Below are 14,273 nucleotides of genomic sequence, written 5' to 3' on the forward strand. Positions count from 1 at the left end.
CGTTCATATGTTTGCGAGAGATTTCGGCAGATTATTTTCTCAAATATAAGAGGAAAATTTACAAAGAAATAATCTTCTATTGCTTTTTTCTGTGCACCTTTGCGTCTTTATAATTTTGCGCCTTTTTTCAAAAGAAAAAATCTAAAAAATCTGAAATCAAAACCGTATATTTGCGTTTATTTTTAATTACGAATGGAGAACGATAAAGAAAAAAATACAGCTGAATTTTACGAAAGATTAAAATTAGAGCTTGACAATGCAAACACTTGGCCCGCAGAATATTTGTACAAGTTTATTGTGCCATCTGTGGCGGATAATGTAGAGCGTGTTGAAAAAGCTTTTGACCGTATGGGCGCAGTTATTAAAACAACAAAATCTAAAACAGGTAAATTTACCAGCGTTTCTGTTGATGTTACAATGCACAGCTCAGATGATGTGATTAGTAAATACAAAGAAGTTTCTACAATTGAAGGTATAGTTTCATTATAACTTATGGTCGAAAAATATAAAAAAGAAGTCGCGAATGATGTTGTTTTCAACTTAGAATATAATTCTGAAAGACAGCGTTTGATTATTCCGGAGTATGGTCGTCATTTACAGAAATTGATTGACCAGGCTACTGCAATTGAGGATGATGAAACGCGCAACAAAGCCGCGAGATACATCATTCAGGTTATGGGAAGTTTGAATCCGCATTTGCGTGATGTCCCTGATTTTCAACATAAATTATGGGATCAGCTTTTTATTATGTCTGATTTTAAGCTTAATGTTGAGTCTCCTTACCCAATTCCATCAAGAGAGGTTTTAGAGTTAAAACCAGATGTATTGCAATATCCGCAGAACTTTCCAAAGTACAGATTTTACGGCAATAACATCAAGTACATGATTGATGTGGCTAATAAATGGGAAGATGGCGAAATGAAAAATGCCCTAGTATTAGTCATTGCAAACCACATGAAAAAATCATTTTTGAGCTGGAATAAAGACACTGTAAAAGATGATGTGATTTTCGAACATTTATTTGAATTGTCTGGCGGAAAGATCAATTTATTACAAAGCACAGAAGAGCTTTTGAATACAACTGACTTAATGCGTACCAATAAACGTGTGTCAAACAAAACCACTCCTGGTGGACAAGCAAAAATTCAAAGCAACAAAAACAATAATAAAGGCGGTAAAAAACCTTTTCAAAAAAACAATAATCAAAAATAAAGAAAGCTGCTAAGTTGCTAAGACTCTAAGATACTGAGGTTTTATTCTCAGAAAAAAACTTAGAATCTTAGAGTCTTAGTATCTCAGAAACTTAAAAGAGATCTATGGGAATTTTTAAAATCGAAGGAGGAACTCCTTTAAAAGGAGAAATCACTCCGCAAGGAGCAAAAAATGAGGCATTACAAATTTTATGTGCCGTGCTTCTAACAGGAGATAAAGTAAAAATTAATAACATTCCTGATATTATAGACATCAATAAATTAATCACTTTGCTGGGTAATTTAGGGGTGAAAATTCAACGCAATGAGCCAGGATCAATTACATTTCAGGCAGATGAGGTTAATGTTGGATATTTAGAAACTGAAGCTTTCAAAAAAGAAGGTGGAGCGCTTCGTGGTTCTATTATGATTGTTGGACCGCTTTTAGCTCGTTTCGGAAAAGGATATATTCCAAAACCGGGTGGAGATAAAATTGGACGCCGTAGATTAGATACACACTTTGAAGGTTTTATTAACCTTGGAGCAAAATTTAGATATAACAGAGAAGATCATTTTTATGGAGTAGAATCTCCAGAAGGAGGTCTGACCGGAACAGATATGCTTTTAGACGAAGCATCTGTAACTGGAACTGCAAACATTGTAATGGCTGCGGTTTTGGCAAAAGGAACAACAACAGTTTACAATGCTGCGTGCGAACCATATTTACAGCAATTATGTAAAATGTTGAACTCTATGGGCGCAAAAATTACAGGAGTTGGTTCTAACTTATTAACTATCGAAGGTGTTGAAAGCCTTGGAGGTTGTGAGCACAGAATTCTTCCTGATATGATTGAAATTGGTTCTTGGATTGGTCTTGCGGCTATGACAAAAAGCGAAATCACAATCAAAAATGTTAGCTGGGAAAACTTAGGTTTGATTCCGAATACTTTCAGAAAACTTGGTATTACAATCGAGAAACGTAACGATGATATTTACATTCCAGCTCACAAAGATGGATATGAAGTAAAAACAGATATCGACGGTTCTATTTTAACTATTGCCGATGCACCATGGCCAGGATTTACTCCTGACTTGTTAAGTATCGTTTTGGTTGTGGCAACACAAGCAAAAGGAGATGTTTTAATTCACCAAAAAATGTTCGAAAGCCGTTTGTTCTTCGTTGATAAATTAATTGATATGGGAGCAAAAATTATGTTATGTGATCCGCACAGAGCTGTGGTTATGGGGCATAATTTCGAATCTCAATTAAAAGCAACAACAATGTCTTCTCCTGATATTCGTGCAGGAATTTCATTATTGATTGCGGCGCTTTCTGCAAAAGGTACAAGTACAATTCAAAATATCGAACAAATCGACCGTGGATACGAGCGTATCGATGAGCGTTTAAGAGCGATTGGTGCAAAAATCGTAAGAGCATAAAAAAAGATTAGCTACGACACGAGCGAAAGCGAACTGGCGAAGCAATTCACGAATTTAAATCTGCAAAGATTATCAAAAATAATTCGTGAATTCATAGCGAAAGAAAAATAGTCTAAATGACAAACGAACAAAAAGCTATAAAAGCTACTATCTTTAGTATAGCTGGAAATACCTGCCTGGCCCTTGTAAAAGGTCTCGCAGGTTTTTTTGGCAATTCATATGCCTTGATTGCAGACGCGATCGAATCAACGACGGATATATTTTCGTCCTGTTTGGTTTTATTTGGAATCAGGTATTCTAACAAACCGGCCGATGAAAATCATCCTTACGGACACGGCCGGGCAGAACCTTTGATAACATTTTTAGTTGTCGGGTTTTTAATTACTTCAGCAACTATTATTGGGTACGAAAGTATTGCTAATATTGGTACTTCTCACGATTTGCCAAAATCATGGACTTTATATGTTTTGGGAGCAATAATTATTTGGAAAGAATATTCGTTTCGTGTCGTAATGAAGCGAAGCAAGCAGACCAATAGTTCCTCTTTAGCAGCCGACGCTTGGCACCATCGCAGTGATGCCATAACTTCTGTTGCGGCATTTATCGGGATTTCAATTGCATTGATTATGGGAAAAGGCTATGAATCTGCAGATGATTGGGCCGCGCTTTTTGCTGCTTTTTTCATTTTATATAACAGCTACAAAATTTTCAGACCAGCACTTGGCGAAATTATGGATGAAAACTTAAACGACGATTTAGTAGAAGAAATTCGTGTTGTTGCCCTTATGGTTCCAGGAATTCTCGGAACTGAAAAATGTTTTATCCGAAAAGCGGGAATGCGTTATCACGTTGATCTTCATGCAATTGTTTCAGCTAGTATTTCTGTAAAAGAAGGACATGATTTATCACATAAATTGCAAGATACTTTAAAAGAAAAAATACCGCAGTTAGGAAATGTTTTGATACATATTGAACCAGATGATTATCACTAAAAAAGATTCTAAGATTCTGAGCTACTAAGGTTCTAAGTTTTTCTCTCAGGATTTTTGTCAGGCTGAGCGAAATCGAAGCCCACGCAAAGAATATCAAATTTTAAAAATAAAAATCCGCTTAATGCAATCTGGTTTCACGCAGATTTTGCAGATTAAGCGGATTTTTTATGTTTTTGAAATCACGATTTAGGATTCAAAAGAAAAAACTTTAGAACCTTAGCATCTCAGAGCCTCAGTATCTTAATTAAGAACATTCAAAATCTTCAGTCCAAACACAACTCCATTTTGCTGAATGCCACCTTGATAGGAATGTACATAATCAATTCGGAAGATTTTAAATTTCCCGAAACCTAAATTATCTAAACCGACTGTAAATTCAGAATAAGGTTTTCTGTCTGGAATTGCCAATGTGTGAAATCCAATATTCATTGTCGATTTCAGGAGATTGATCAGCGGAATTTTATTGGTTACAAATCCCATATCATTGTGCTCCAAATGCATTTCGAAATAACTGTCGTTTGTTGAATTTGAATAGTATGGCATTAAGTTGAAAACATTCAAATAACGGTCACTTGTGCCAATATGAGTTTGATTTCCGTTAAAATGTCTGTAATCCATAAAAGCAATATTTTCGGCATTAAAGAACTTTCCAGCTCTGAAATTCGTTCCCAAAATTCCTTTGTTTCCTAAAGATAAATCATATTGAACAGAAGCGCCAACTCTTTCAAATTCATATTTTTTCTCACTCGCTGCAAAAGCCTTTTCGAAAACTAAATAAACGGTAGGGTATTTTTCATTTTTGACGTTAAATCTTCCGTCAGGTCTTGAAATGTATTTATTTCCAAAATTAATTCGGGCCGTCACTGCTGTTTTGAATAAATGATGCGGATCAAAAGCTGGAGTTGTAAAATCATTTGGCGCCAGCGGATTATTAGAGGAATAGATATCATCTTGTTTAAAGAACGAATAATCAGTTGTGTTAAAAAGCGGTTTGCGCTGTTCGTAAGCGATTTTAGCATTCAGGTTTATACCATTCGCAACATCTTGGCCGTAGTTGATTTGAGCAAATTCTAAATTGTACAGCTTCATATAATTATCTTTAAAAAATAATGATGCTATCGAATTGACAAATTTTGTAATAGGTTCGGCACCATTAAACTGAGCCGTTTTTGTTCCGCCCGAAGCCCAGATGGATGCATAATTTATATTGTTGAATCGATGACTGAATTCACCAATAACACGTAAACGATCATCAGAAAAACCATAATTGAAAGTAGTGCTTATCGAGGTGCTTTTTCCTGTTTCTTCATTCCATTTTCTAAACGAAAAACCAGAATCTAAATTGAAACCCTGAACTGTATTAAAACTTAATGAACTTAGGTTTAATAAGCCTTTATAATTAAAAGAATATTTCTCGAAAGTGTTTTTGTAATCGTAACCCATTAAAATATCCCAAACTTTAAATTTGTTGTTTTTGGCATCGATTGAATCTGTATATTTTTGAGATTTCCTAATAGTCTGCAGACTGTCTTTTTTTGTGTAATCCGTACTTTCTTCAATGGTTAAAGGAATTGGACGAATTTCATTCCAGAAAGCATTATCTTTTTTATTGGCGTTTGGTTCAAAAGCAACGATTTCATTTCCAAAAGTTTTCTTTTCAAAAGAAGCCGGAAACTCGTAATTTGAATACACATAATTAAATGTTCCGGAAAATTTAATTCCAAAAATACCGGCATTAAAAAAGAGCGATTGTGCATTTTTTGACCAAATCTTTTGAGCTTTATTATAACTGAAACTTTGTTTTAGGTTCATTACTTCAGTAAATTCATTTTTCATGCGGTAGCCTTTTATGTCCAAGTCAACTGCATAAATAGCAAAACTGTCGTCAACAATGTAAATGTAACCTTCAAAAACAGGTTCTTTGTCGCGTTTAGGAGTAACTTTTATTTTATTGATTTGCTGATTGTTGTCGTCAAAAAAAGTGCCTTCAAGTTTGTATTTATAATAACTGAACGCATTGTCGGCAATAGGAGAGATGAGTTTGATGTCGAAATCTAAAGTATTGTCATAAAAATCATAAGTCGATAAAGCAGCAGTGTTGTAGCTGTATCCTCTATTGTTTCCTGAGATTTTTGATGCGATAATTTTCTCTTTTAATTTATCTGGTTTTTCAAATGTAATTTTCGAAACAGTTTCTGATAAATACAAGATTCCGGTTCCCGTCGAGTCTAGATTTGATGCCATATCCTCGCCGAGATCTACTTTTTGTCCCAGAATTTTTTTAGGCAGATCTTTCACTTTAAACATTCCTTTCGAATAAAAATCGGCTGTATATCTGCCAGTTTTATCTGAATTGTCTTTTTTGTTGGCAATGGCACTTTTTATGATTGCATCTGCAGGATTGTTTTTTGGATCAATGACAACTTCATTTAAAGCGTAACTTTCTTCGAGCATTTTAACATCAAGAACAATAGTTTTTGAATCAGAAGAAACGGCAATCTTTTGTGTTTTGAATCCTAGATATTGAAAGATGATTTTGTTTTTGCCCGTTTCTTTTACATTTAGCTGATATTTTCCTTGTTCATTTGATGTAGTTCCGGCATAAGTGTTTTCTTCAAAAACAGAAACAAAAGGCAGTGGATTTCCTTTTTCGTCGGTTATAGTTCCTTTGATTTGGGCAAAATTAGAAATCGAAAAAAAGAAGAAGGCAAATAAAGTATAGTTTTTCATGTAAGTGGTTTATCTTACAAAAATAGAATAACTTGAATCTGAGCCTATTAATAATTTGTTAAATTGTAATCTCAATTTGCATCATCGATTCATTTGTCAGGCTGAGCGTCCCGAGACTTCGGGAGAAGCCTTCTCGTTTCAATAGCCTTCGACTTCGCTCAGGATGACATTCTTTTGCAAAGGAGATTAGTTATAGAAAAGATTGGATTGCCAATTCATAGCTTTTAAGTCCAAAACCTAAAATAACGCCTTTTGCATTTCCCGATAAATAAGATTGATGTCTGAAGCTTTCGCGCGCATAAGTATTCGAAATATGAACTTCAATAACTGGAGTTGTTACCGCTTTCATTGCATCGCCTAAACCTATGGAGGTATGTGTGTACGCACCGGCGTTCAGAATAATTCCGTCAAATGAAAAACCAACTTCCTGAATTTTGCCAATCAATTCACCTTCAATATTACTTTGATAATAAGAAAATTCAATGTTTGGAAATTTTTGTTTCAACGTTTCAAAATAATCTTCAAAAGTCTGGCTTCCATAAACTTCTGGTTCTCTTTTTCCTAAAAGATTTAAATTGGGTCCGTTGATAATGCAGATTTTCATAAGTGTTTAGTTAAATTAAAGTATTGAATCATTTTACTTTCTACAGAAAATAATTCATAAGTATGTAAAAATAAAAAAACCGCTCTAATTAATAGAACGGTTTTTGTAAAAGTATGTGATATTCTTTTTAGAACATGAATCCAGCTGAAAGCTGCACTACTGAGTTTCTAATATCTGCATTTGGTGAAGCATCTGTTAATCCTAGACTGTAACGTCCTTGAAGAAAGATACTTTCTGTAAGTTTTAATCCTAATCCTGCATTGATAGCAAAATCAAATGTGTTAGCGTCGTCAAATCTTACGTCATTTTTTTGACTTAATAAAAATGAAGCTTGTGGGCCTACCTCTAAGCTTAGTGATTTTGTCATATAAATTTTTGCCATTACAGGAATCGATAAATAAGCCAATTCATTTTTAAAGTCTTCCTGAGCATCGGCAAATTTATAAGTTGCTCCTTGTGTAGAATATAAAAGCTCTGGCTGAATCGCGAATTTTTCTAATAATTTTACTTCGGCTACTAAACCAGCATGAAAGCTAGTGATTCCGTCTTTATCAAATGCTACTCCATTTAATGATGCATCGCCTGGCTGACTTGCAAAATTAACCCCTGCCTTAACCCCGATTTTTAATAATTGTGCGTGTATTGCAGTTGATGCTGCTAAGAACATTACAGCTGCTAAAAATAGTTTCTTCATAAAAATGTCTTTTAAAAATTGGTATTTATACGTTATCTATAAATCAAAACTACTTATTTTGCGATTTATTGTTTTATATGATGCTTTAAAAAGTTATTAAAATTCTCACTTTTTGAATGCTTTTATAAATGTTTCTTTCGGGCGAATATTTGAAAGCTGATGTTTTTTATAATATAATTCTGTCTTATTTTGTTGTTTTTCTTTCGTTTTGGGGTTATTTTTTAATACGTATAATTTTAGTTTTGGTACGTAATTAAAAAATAAAATCATGAAAAAATTAATTTTAGCGGCTATTGCAGTTATGGCTTTTGGTTTCGCAAATGCACAAGAACAAACCGCAAAAGGGAAATGGTTAATTGAGGCTAACACGGCTTTTGGGGCTGCAAATGTTGGTAATACAAGTTTTCATTTGTCTAATTCAGATGGTGAAACGCAATGGGGCTTAGGCGCTGAAGGTGGATATTTTGTTGCGGATAATTTAGCAGTAAAGGTTGGTCTTGGTTATGATGATATGGGACATAGTGTAAATGCTATTTCTTATAAAGTTGGAGCGAAATATTATTTATTAAATAAATTTCCTCTAGAAGCTTCTTACACTGGAGCAAGTATAAAAGATGCTGATGAAAATCCTTCTTTTATTGGGTTGCAAGGTGGCTACGCGTGGTTTGTAGGTAAAAATGTTTCTGTTGAGCCAGGTCTTCGTTACAATATTTCTATGAATGAGGATTACTCAAAAAGTGTTCTACAGTTCAATGTTGGATTTGCACTGCACTTCTAAAAAAAATATTTAGTTAGTTTTTGTTAGCCTTTCTCAATTTTGAGGAGGGCTTTTTTGTTTAAGACATTATAGTACTAATTTATTTGTTAAAAAACTAATTGATTTTTAGTAGGTTTAGTTTTATATTTGGTTAATTAAATTTTAACCCAAAACAAATTAGAATGAAAAAAATTATTTTATCTGCCATTGCATTAATGGCTTTTGCATTTAGTAATGCTCAGGAAACTAGGTTTGGAATAAAAGGAGGTCTTAATATTACAAGTTTTGCTGGAGGAAATTATTGGGACACTAAGTCTTTAGTTGGCTTTCAAGTTGGAGGTTTTGCTGAGATTAAGATTATTGACAGATTATCGATCCAGCCAGAGGTTTTGTTTTCTACTCAAGGAGCAAAATTGGACGATTTAAATGTCGATAGAAAATTAGATTATATCAATGTTCCGGTTTTGGCTAAATTTTATATTACAAAACAATTTACTGTCGAAGGCGGTCCTCAATTAGGATTTTTAGTTTCGGCAAAAAGCGAAGGAGAAGATATTAAAGATTGGTATAAATCAGTAGATACTGGATTCAATTTTGGAGCTGGTTATAATTTTACAGATAATGTTTCTGTAAATCTCCGTTATACAGTTGGTTTATCTAACATTGCTGATTATGAAGTTGATGATATTGAAGAATATTACGATAGTCCAAAAAATAGTGTTTTAGCTTTAACTTTAGCCTATAAATTCTAATTTAGAATAAAATATAATTAAAACCTTCCTCAATTTCAGGAAGGTTTTTTTATGTCTAAAAATTATTTACTTTGTAGCTATGAATTGGAACCGATATATAAAAGATTATCAATCTTACTTGCGAATCGAAAGAGGTTTGTCTAAAAACACAATTGAAAACTATGGTTTTGACATAGAGCGTTTGTGCCTTTTTTTGGAACAAAATAAAATAGATGTTTCACCATTGAAAATTTCAGATGAAACCCTGCAACAATTTATTTACTCGGTAGCAAAAGAGGTGAATCCGCGTTCGCAGGCGAGAATAATTTCGGGACTAAAAAGTTTTTTTAATTATTTGATTTTTGAAGATTATCGAAATGATAATCCTTTGGAGTTAATTGAAAGCCCAAAAACGGGCAGGAAATTACCAGACACTTTATCGGTTGATGAAATTGATGCGTTGATTGCTGCAATTGATTTAAGTTCGAATGAAGGCGAACGCAACAGAGCAATGCTTGAAACTTTATATGGGTGTGGACTTCGTGTTTCAGAACTGGTTACTTTAAAAATTTCAGATTTGTTTTTTGACGAAGGTTTCATCAAAATTACCGGAAAAGGAAATAAAGAACGTTTTGTGCCAATTGGAAAATTGACTAAAAGATATATCGAGATTTATAAAGACGAAGTACGTCCTAATTTAATTATCAAGAAAGGATTTGAAGATACTTTGTTTTTAAACAGAAGAGGAAATCAGCTCACGCGCGCCATGATTTTTACTATTATAAAAGATTTGGCAGTCAAAATTGGTCTGCATAAAAGTATTAGTCCGCATACGCTGCGGCATTCCTTTGCAACTCATCTTTTAGAAAACGGCGCCGACCTGAGATCAATTCAATTAATGTTGGGACACGAGTCAATTACAACAACAGAAATTTATGTGCATTTAGATCGAAGTTTCTTAAAGGAAGTCATGCATACTTTTCATCCAAGAAGGTAATTTTTTTCGATCAAAAGTTAAATTTTATCTGAAAAATTAATATCTTGTATGATAATTTCTACTAAAAGCAGATAAAATCGACGAACTGCATATTTTTCAGTTTTAAGATTAAAATACACGCTATTTGCATAAATGTTATTGTATGGTTTTTGATTTATATGGAAATGAAGATTGCTTAGAAGTGAATAATTTTTATAAAAAATTATTGGCTGAAATGCCCGATTTGCTTTTTCAATTTGTAATCGATAACAATAACAATTATTCTTTTCCTCTTGTCAGCAAATCTGCCGATGATATTTTTGAAATTTCAGCAACAGAATTTACCAACGACATTAAATTAATTGTCTACGAACGAATTTTTTCACAGGATCGGGATTTGTTTTTTCAGTCTTTGGTGAAAGCTCGTAAAGAAATTAAGCCATGGGAGATTGAATTTAGAGCAGTTTTGCCTAAAAAAGGTTTACGTTGGTTTAAGATTTCTTCTAAAACCGAATTGTCACATGATGGCAATGTAAGTTTTTATGGTCATGTTTCTGATATCACAGATTTAAAAGATAAAGAAGAAAGACTTCGTATTTCTGAAGAGCGTTTTCAGTTTGCTTTAGATGCTTCTACAGTTGGAATCTGGGATTGGGATATGGTGACGAATCAAGTTTTTTATTCCTCGCTTTCGCTTAAAATTTTAGAATTAGAATCGACAGATGTTTTTGATGATCCTGAACGCTGGGATAAAATTGTGCATCCGGATGATTTGCCAAAATATTACTCTGATATTCACGAGCATTTTGATAATAAAATTCCATATTACGAAAATTACCATCGTGTAATGACTTCCAGTGGAAATTACAAATGGATTCTGGATCGAGGAAAGGTTATAAAACGTGATGAAAACGGCAAGCCTCTTCGTGTTATTGGAACTCACACAGATGTTTCTTTGCAGAAGGAAAAAGAATTGGATCTGATAAAAACGATGAAATTATACAGCGATCAAAACAGCCGACTGTTGAATTTTTCGCATATAGTTTCGCATAATTTAAATACTCAGGCGGGTAATATAAAATCAATATTAGATTTTATTGATGCCGATGTTGATAAACAGACCGTAAGCGAAATGCTGGTGCATTTAAGAACGGTTTCAAATGATCTAAATGATACAATTTCGAATTTAACACAAATCGTCAAAACGCAAAGCAATATAAATATTGCTGTTGTTCCTTTGAAGCTGTGCGAGTATATTGAAAAAACAATTGCAGCAATTAAAGGTTATGACAAACGAAAAAATGTTACAATCGTAAATAATGTTCCTAATTATTTGACCATTAATTTTAATCCGGCGTACTTGGAAAGCGTTTTGTTGAATTTTACAACTAATGCAATTAAATATGCGCATCCGGATCGTGATCCTTTAATTGTTTTTGATTTTGCAATTGAACCTGATGGTTTTAAATCATTAAAGATTACAGATAACGGTCTGGGGATTGATTTGGCCGTTCATGGCGATCTTTTATTCGGAATGTATAAAACATTTCATAAACACGAAGAAGCGCGCGGAATTGGCCTTTATATTACTCGAAATCAAATCGAAGCTATGAAAGGCAGTATTTGTGTTGAAAGTAAAGTAGGAGTTGGGACAAGTTTTAAAATTATATTCGGAGATTTATAATTCGTTTTATCAAAATACTTATAAAAAACAAAGGCTATCTGAAAAGATAGCCTTTGTTTTTTATTTATAAGAGAAATTACTTAGCAATATTAACCGCTCTAGTTTCTCTAATTACAGTTACTTTTACTTGACCTGGATAAGTCATTTCTGTTTGGATTTTTTGTGAAATTTCAAATGATAAGTTTGCTGCATTGTCATCAGAAACTTTTTCACTTTCTACAATCACACGAAGTTCTCTACCAGCCTGAATTGCATATGCATTTTTTACACCGCTAAATCCGTAAGCCACTTCTTCAAGATCTTTTAGACGCTGAATATAAGAATCTAAAACCTGACGTCTTGCTCCTGGGCGTGCTCCTGAAATAGCATCACAAACCTGAATAATTGGAGATAACAATGACTTCATTTCGATCTCGTCGTGGTGTGCTCCAATGGCGTTGCAAACTTCTTCTTTTTCACCATATTTTTCAGCCCACTGCATACCTAAAAGTGCGTGTGGTAAATCGCTTTCAGTATCTGGTACTTTACCAATATCGTGAAGTAAACCAGCTCTTTTTGCCAGTTTTACATTCAATCCTAATTCAGCCGCCATGATACCGCAAAGTTTAGAAACTTCTCTGGAGTGCTGTAATAAGTTTTGTCCGTATGAAGAACGGTATTTCATTCTACCCACAACTTTAATTAATTCAGGATGTAATCCGTGAATTCCTAAGTCGATTACGGTACGTTTACCAACTTCAATAATTTCATCATCAATTTGTTTAGCTGTTTTTGCAACAACTTCTTCAATTCTTGCTGGGTGAATACGTCCGTCAGTCACTAATTTGTGTAATGACAAACGAGCGATTTCTCTTCGAACAGGGTCAAAACAAGATAAGATAATAGCTTCTGGAGTATCGTCAACAATAATTTCTACTCCTGTTGCAGCTTCTAGAGCTCTAATGTTACGACCTTCACGGCCAATAATTCTTCCTTTTACATCGTCAGATTCAATGTTGAAAACAGAAACGCAGTTTTCAACAGCTTCTTCAGTTCCAACTCTTTGAATTGTATTGATAATGATTTTTTTAGCTTCTTGCTGTGCAGTAAGTTTCGCTTCTTCAATCGTATCTTGAATATGCGACATCGCTTTGCTTTTAGCTTCGGCTTTTAAACCTTCAACTAATTGCTCTTTTGCTTCTTCTGCAGAAAGTCCTGAAATTACTTCAAGTTGTTGTAACTGACTTTTGTGCAACTTATCAACTTCACTTTGTTTTTTATCTAAAATCTCAATTTTGTTATTGTATTCTTGAGTTTTAGCTTCAAAATCGTCATTTACTTTTTTCGCTTTCGAAAGTTCATTTGAAATCTGAGATTCTTTGTCGCGCACTCTTTTTTCTACTTCGGCTACTTTTTTGTCTCTAGCTAAAATAACTTGTTCGTGCTCTGATTTTAGTTCGATAAAACGCTCTTTTGCTTGTAGAATTTTATCTTTTTTGATATTTTCAGCCTCTAAATTAGCATCTTTTAAAATTGAAGAAGCCTCTTTTTTAGCGTTTTTGATTAGATTAGAAATATTGCTTTTTTCGATGATTTTAGCAATTGCAAAACCTGCTGCAATCCCTACAATCCCTGAAATAATGATCGTTATTATGTCCATGTTTGTTAAAATTTATATATAAAAAAAGCCTACATTAATTGCTTGAATAAACTCGTAAAGACAAGTTTTGAGCTAACTCACTGTTCAAGTTTCCCAGCCAAAAGGAGGGCATACTATAGTAGTGACGATTCGCTCATTCTAAATTGTTAGTGTTGAGTTTACCAATTGTGAACTAATGTAGGCAGTATCTTAGTTTCTGTAAAGAACGTTTAATTTTCGAGATATTGATCTAATAGCGAATTTAATTTCTTAATTCTTGCGATGGTTTCTTCTCCATCGATTGCGTTATCAATTTGTTTTTGTTCAGCCTGTGATGCAAATTGCAGTGCACACATAGCTAGTACATCTTGTTTGTCACGAACTGCGTAATTTTCTTCGAACTGCTTAATCATCGCATCAATTTTCTTAGAAGCACTTCTAAGTCCTTCTTCCTGAGCAGGTTCAACCGTTAACGGATAAACGCGGTCTGCAATTGATATTTTGATTCTAAGCTTTCCGTCCATGTTTTACTAATCTGATAGTTGCGCTATACAGTAATCAATTTCGCGAATTAATGAATTTATTTTAAGCTTTGTCTCTCTCTTGTTATTGTCGCTGCCGAGCAACGAATTGGCTATTTTAAGTGTCTCATATTGCTTCTTCAAAGCTTCAATTTCTTCAGATTGTTTCTGGATAATTTGCACAGCTTTGGCTAATTCTAATTGTAAATCCTGATTGTTTTTCTCCAAACCTTTTGATTTCTCAAAAAGCTTCTCGACTTTATATTCAAGAGTATCAATTATTTCGGCAATTACACTCATTATAAATCCTATTCATTACTTAATCATACAAAGTTA

Annotated in this window: 14 protein-coding genes; 8 read left to right on the forward strand and 6 right to left on the reverse strand. The window is 33.7% G+C overall.

Features of this window, described 5'->3' with window-relative positions:
* The first annotated feature begins 192 nt into the window (after positions 1–192).
* From GKZ88_RS16840 to GKZ88_RS16855, 4 genes are all read left to right on the forward strand, one after another.
* On the forward strand, positions 193–489 hold the full coding sequence (locus GKZ88_RS16840; protein ID WP_035649758.1) for a DUF493 family protein: 297 nt from the start codon (positions 193–195) through the stop codon (positions 487–489).
* 3 nt (positions 490–492) lie between these two features.
* Complete coding sequence (locus GKZ88_RS16845; protein ID WP_155103511.1) at positions 493–1,212, forward strand: DUF4290 domain-containing protein; 720 nt, start codon at positions 493–495, stop codon at positions 1,210–1,212.
* Between the two features lie 104 nt (positions 1,213–1,316).
* Positions 1,317–2,630: a UDP-N-acetylglucosamine 1-carboxyvinyltransferase gene (gene murA / locus GKZ88_RS16850; RefSeq protein ID WP_155103512.1), complete on the forward strand. Its 1,314-nt coding sequence runs from the start codon at positions 1,317–1,319 to the stop codon at positions 2,628–2,630.
* Positions 2,631–2,746: 116 nt separating this feature from the next.
* Positions 2,747–3,622, forward strand: a complete 876-nt coding sequence (locus GKZ88_RS16855) for a cation diffusion facilitator family transporter (RefSeq protein WP_155103513.1) — start codon at positions 2,747–2,749, stop codon at positions 3,620–3,622.
* Positions 3,623–3,862: 240 nt separating this feature from the next.
* Here GKZ88_RS16855 and GKZ88_RS16860 read toward each other — a convergent pair whose 3' ends face one another.
* From GKZ88_RS16860 to GKZ88_RS16870, 3 genes are all read right to left on the reverse strand, one after another.
* Positions 3,863–6,352, reverse strand: coding sequence for a DUF5686 and carboxypeptidase regulatory-like domain-containing protein (locus GKZ88_RS16860; RefSeq protein ID WP_155103514.1), 2,490 nt, complete (start codon positions 6,350–6,352; stop codon positions 3,863–3,865).
* Positions 6,353–6,542: 190 nt separating this feature from the next.
* Positions 6,543–6,956: a type II 3-dehydroquinate dehydratase gene (gene aroQ, locus GKZ88_RS16865; protein WP_155103515.1), complete on the reverse strand. Its 414-nt coding sequence runs from the start codon at positions 6,954–6,956 to the stop codon at positions 6,543–6,545.
* A 127-nt stretch (positions 6,957–7,083) separates the two neighbouring features.
* Positions 7,084–7,650: a porin family protein gene (locus GKZ88_RS16870; RefSeq protein ID WP_155103516.1), complete on the reverse strand. Its 567-nt coding sequence runs from the start codon at positions 7,648–7,650 to the stop codon at positions 7,084–7,086.
* Between the two features lie 268 nt (positions 7,651–7,918).
* Between GKZ88_RS16870 and GKZ88_RS16875 the strand changes: the two genes are divergently transcribed.
* The 4 genes from GKZ88_RS16875 (at position 7,919) to GKZ88_RS16890 (ending at position 11,798) form a co-directional block, all read left to right on the forward strand.
* Positions 7,919–8,428 carry a hypothetical protein gene (locus tag GKZ88_RS16875; protein WP_155103517.1) on the forward strand — a complete coding sequence of 170 codons (510 nt, stop codon included), beginning with the start codon at positions 7,919–7,921 and terminating at the stop codon, positions 8,426–8,428.
* Positions 8,429–8,589: 161 nt separating this feature from the next.
* Complete coding sequence (locus GKZ88_RS16880) at positions 8,590–9,159, forward strand: porin family protein (protein WP_155103518.1); 570 nt, start codon at positions 8,590–8,592, stop codon at positions 9,157–9,159.
* A gap of 79 nt (positions 9,160–9,238) precedes the next feature.
* Positions 9,239–10,135, forward strand: coding sequence for a site-specific tyrosine recombinase XerD (gene xerD, locus GKZ88_RS16885; protein ID WP_155103519.1), 897 nt, complete (start codon positions 9,239–9,241; stop codon positions 10,133–10,135).
* A gap of 142 nt (positions 10,136–10,277) precedes the next feature.
* On the forward strand, positions 10,278–11,798 hold the full coding sequence (locus GKZ88_RS16890) for a PAS domain-containing protein (RefSeq protein WP_155103520.1): 1,521 nt from the start codon (positions 10,278–10,280) through the stop codon (positions 11,796–11,798).
* A gap of 76 nt (positions 11,799–11,874) precedes the next feature.
* On the opposite strand, the gene rny is transcribed toward GKZ88_RS16890, so the two are convergent.
* From rny to GKZ88_RS16905, 3 genes are all read right to left on the reverse strand, one after another.
* The gene (rny, locus tag GKZ88_RS16895; protein ID WP_155103521.1) at positions 11,875–13,437 is read right to left on the reverse strand and encodes a ribonuclease Y; all 1,563 of its coding nucleotides are present in this window, start codon (positions 13,435–13,437) and stop codon (positions 11,875–11,877) included.
* Between the two features lie 209 nt (positions 13,438–13,646).
* Positions 13,647–13,940 carry a cell division protein ZapA gene (locus tag GKZ88_RS16900; protein ID WP_155103522.1) on the reverse strand — a complete coding sequence of 98 codons (294 nt, stop codon included), beginning with the start codon at positions 13,938–13,940 and terminating at the stop codon, positions 13,647–13,649.
* A 6-nt stretch (positions 13,941–13,946) separates the two neighbouring features.
* Positions 13,947–14,237: a hypothetical protein gene (locus GKZ88_RS16905; protein ID WP_026727596.1), complete on the reverse strand. Its 291-nt coding sequence runs from the start codon at positions 14,235–14,237 to the stop codon at positions 13,947–13,949.
* Between the last annotated feature and the right edge of the window lie 36 nt (positions 14,238–14,273).

This window comes from Flavobacterium sp. LC2016-01, from assembly GCF_009711135.1.
GTDB lineage: Bacteria > Bacteroidota > Bacteroidia > Flavobacteriales > Flavobacteriaceae > Flavobacterium.

What these genes read in the sequence shown, in the direction of transcription:
- xerD (WP_155103519.1), top strand. Translation starts at nt 9,239, where the DNA reads ATGAATTGGAACCGATATATAAAAGATTATCAATCTTACTTGCGAATC.
- aroQ (WP_155103515.1), bottom strand. Translation starts at nt 6,956, where the DNA reads ATGAAAATCTGCATTATCAACGGACCCAATTTAAATCTTTTAGGAAAA.
- GKZ88_RS16880 (WP_155103518.1), top strand. Translation starts at nt 8,590, where the DNA reads ATGAAAAAAATTATTTTATCTGCCATTGCATTAATGGCTTTTGCATTT.
- GKZ88_RS16860 (WP_155103514.1), bottom strand. Translation starts at nt 6,352, where the DNA reads ATGAAAAACTATACTTTATTTGCCTTCTTCTTTTTTTCGATTTCTAAT.
- GKZ88_RS16900 (WP_155103522.1), bottom strand. Translation starts at nt 13,940, where the DNA reads ATGGACGGAAAGCTTAGAATCAAAATATCAATTGCAGACCGCGTTTAT.
- GKZ88_RS16875 (WP_155103517.1), top strand. Translation starts at nt 7,919, where the DNA reads ATGAAAAAATTAATTTTAGCGGCTATTGCAGTTATGGCTTTTGGTTTC.
- GKZ88_RS16840 (WP_035649758.1), top strand. Translation starts at nt 193, where the DNA reads ATGGAGAACGATAAAGAAAAAAATACAGCTGAATTTTACGAAAGATTA.
- GKZ88_RS16855 (WP_155103513.1), top strand. Translation starts at nt 2,747, where the DNA reads ATGACAAACGAACAAAAAGCTATAAAAGCTACTATCTTTAGTATAGCT.
- GKZ88_RS16870 (WP_155103516.1), bottom strand. Translation starts at nt 7,650, where the DNA reads ATGAAGAAACTATTTTTAGCAGCTGTAATGTTCTTAGCAGCATCAACT.
- GKZ88_RS16845 (WP_155103511.1), top strand. Translation starts at nt 493, where the DNA reads ATGGTCGAAAAATATAAAAAAGAAGTCGCGAATGATGTTGTTTTCAAC.
- rny (WP_155103521.1), bottom strand. Translation starts at nt 13,437, where the DNA reads ATGGACATAATAACGATCATTATTTCAGGGATTGTAGGGATTGCAGCA.
- GKZ88_RS16905 (WP_026727596.1), bottom strand. Translation starts at nt 14,237, where the DNA reads ATGAGTGTAATTGCCGAAATAATTGATACTCTTGAATATAAAGTCGAG.
- GKZ88_RS16890 (WP_155103520.1), top strand. Translation starts at nt 10,278, where the DNA reads ATGGTTTTTGATTTATATGGAAATGAAGATTGCTTAGAAGTGAATAAT.
- murA (WP_155103512.1), top strand. Translation starts at nt 1,317, where the DNA reads ATGGGAATTTTTAAAATCGAAGGAGGAACTCCTTTAAAAGGAGAAATC.